This window comes from Schlesneria sp. (assembly GCF_036405755.1).
Classification (GTDB): Bacteria; Planctomycetota; Planctomycetia; order Planctomycetales; family Planctomycetaceae; genus Schlesneria; species Schlesneria sphaerica.
Genome location: NZ_DASWWZ010000489.1, coordinates 1 through 2,594, shown reverse-complemented (window position 1 = coordinate 2,594; position 2,594 = coordinate 1). Strand labels below are relative to the sequence as shown.

At 54.3% G+C, this 2,594-nt stretch carries 2 protein-coding genes and 1 pseudogene; all 3 read left to right on the top strand.

The window, feature by feature from the left end; translation table 11 throughout:
- Window positions 1–680, top strand: a pseudogene (locus tag VGE80_RS16485) (hypothetical protein); the annotation flags it as partial.
- Window positions 681–696: 16 nt separating this feature from the next.
- Window positions 697–1,554 carry a hypothetical protein gene (locus VGE80_RS16480; protein WP_440593428.1) on the top strand — a complete coding sequence of 286 codons (858 nt, stop codon included), beginning with the start codon at window positions 697–699 and terminating at the stop codon, window positions 1,552–1,554.
- Window positions 1,555–1,787: 233 nt separating this feature from the next.
- On the top strand, window positions 1,788–2,033 hold the full coding sequence (locus VGE80_RS16475) for a hypothetical protein (protein WP_440593427.1): 246 nt from the start codon (window positions 1,788–1,790) through the stop codon (window positions 2,031–2,033).
- Window positions 2,034–2,594: the final 561 nt, after the last annotated feature.

The window sequence follows — 2,594 nt, the reverse complement described above, 5'->3', positions numbered from 1 at the left end:
GCGGAGCCACATCGCTTGTCGCACGAGCTTTCTTATGTCGAGCGGCCTACCAATCGCTCGCCGACATCGACGGCGAGATCAAGCGCCGCGGTGGCAGCGTGGTATTGTCCACAATCTCCAAAGCAATCAAACGCTTGGTAGACGATCTGATTGTCGACCGAACGGACACGGGATTTCTAACTCGCCAGCCCGAGAAATTGCTGCAAAAGCTCTGCGAGAGTTACACGCCACCCAAGCTGACAAAAGTTGTCACACTGAAAGTCAAAGAGCCGCCAAAGGTCTCAGGCAAACGACCTTCAACGGCCAATGTTCAACTTCTTGCGTCGCTCGCACTCGATCAGTTCGTGACGCAACAGAAAATGATGGTGCTCACAGGTGAGTCGTCAATTGAAAACTATGCAGTCATGGGCAGACAGGACTGGCCAGTCCTCTATACAACCGATGCCGACGCATTGATCAGGGCATGGGGCAAAGACGTCGAGCAGACATCACGATTCATCGACCTCGAGTTGCGCCAAACCAACGATCCGACCGTTTACTTCGACGTGCGAACGAAGCAGAATCTGCCCTACGCATCGCCAATCCAGGTCTACTTGGAATGCACAGCAGCCGGTGACAAGCGGGAACGCGAAACAGCCTTGCAGGTCAAGGAACTGATACTTCGTCAACTCAAGCAATGACGCGTGGAGCATGCCCATGGCTCAAGAACCGCTGCTGACGACCCTGCTCGACCTCGATGCAACTCTCAATTCAAACCCAAAACTGATAGTCGGCGGAGGCTACGGCCTCTTTCTCAAACAACTCTACCTGCGTGACAATCGCCAGATCCGCACATTGTTTGATATCGATGATTTGCCGACCGCACGGACCACTGAAGACATCGACCTGATTCTACGGGCTGATCTCGTCACCGATTCGCAATCCATGGGAATAATTCGAGCCGCGCTAGATCATCTGGGATTCTCCGTCGTTGAAACGGCAAAATACACCCAGTTCGTCCGTCAAATGTCGCCGGGACAAGTCAAAATTGACTTACTGGCTCCCCCGCTTGGTGATTTTGCGGCCCGAGTTCCGAATGATTCAAGAAGGGTCCGACCGAGGCCAAGCGTGAATTTGCACGCCAGCAAACTTGAAGAAGCATTGGCCGTGGACCGACATGCGATTCCAATACCGGTTACCGGGCAGTTGTCCACCGGGGCAGCCCACAGTACCGAAGTTTTGATCCCTCAAGCGTTCACCTACCTGCTGATGAAGCTCGGCGCGTATCGTGACCGAATGAATGATGACGACAAAGACTTCGGCCGTCACCACGCGCTCGACATCTACCGAATTGTCGGACTCCTCACCGAAGACGAAGATCATTACGTCCGTGAGCTGAATGCGGAACTTACCGAGCATCCGACCGTTGTCCAAGCGCGGCAGGTGGCCATGGCTCACTTCGTTGAACCGAATGGATTCGGACGCCTGCGGATCAAGGAGCATCGGCTGTATACGAATGCCGTCGATCTGGATCGACTCGCCAACGAACTGGAGAATTTATTCAAAGTTTCGTAGCGGGTTGGACTCGGGCGATCCGTGGCGTCAATGACCGCGACGATTAAACAGAGCGGTTCATGCACCTCGCGATCAAATCGACGGGCGTCCGAGCATAGCGATGATATCCGGCCGTCCGCGGTTCACTCAGAAACGACGATTTGAATCAGCCAGACGCAGTGGTAAATCGCGTTTTCTGACGGTGCCGATAATGCTTCTGATTGGTCGTCGGATAAGCTCAAAAAGTACTGACAATGAAACACGCCACAAAACACAAGTCATTTGCAGGTAGTGCGTTATGGTTATTTGAGGATAGTTTTTTCGCCATTCCCCCCGCCTCCACTCCAGCAGGGGACGTCTCATTGAAAAGTGGGACGTCCCCTTGGCATTTCCCGCTGGCCAACCGGGCCAGCCAGCCAGAAATGCATAACTATCAGTCACTTAAGCACATGGGACTGGCCACGGCTTGGCCAAATCTTGGCCAGCTGGCCAGCCCGTGAGCTTTTCGCCACTTCCAGTTCATAAAAACTCGTCCGATATTCGGCATCGAAAAGGCCCGTGGCAGCGGCATCCTGCCGCTGTAGCCCATCCGTACAACATTCATCGCAGCAATCCCCTGATCCCTCGGTGACTCCGAACCCAGGCGACTGACCCCTCCGCTCTCTCAACCTCACTCATGTAACGCGAGTCACCGCCGCAGCGACATTTCCCTTAAACCGGTGATATTTCGACACCGAAAAAGCTAGCCGAATCATGCTTTCGCCCGCACGCAATGCATTCCTCCCTGCCGGCAGATCAATCGACGAAGCTCAAGTCCGCGAACGCTCAAAGACACCAATGCAGCCAGCTATAAAATCTGATCACCCCGGCCACCTCATCCGCATTCCCGTGAACCGCCCTGTAAGAAGTTCCGATTATACGCCCGTCACTGGTCTCCACAGGATCGCATCTGAACCGACTCGCTCCTGAATCCTCTCTCGCTCTCGGAAAACGTCCCGCGAGAAGAGTGTCATCTGCGGAGACCAGCGCGGCGAGCCCAAACATCCAAACCCTTGGAATTT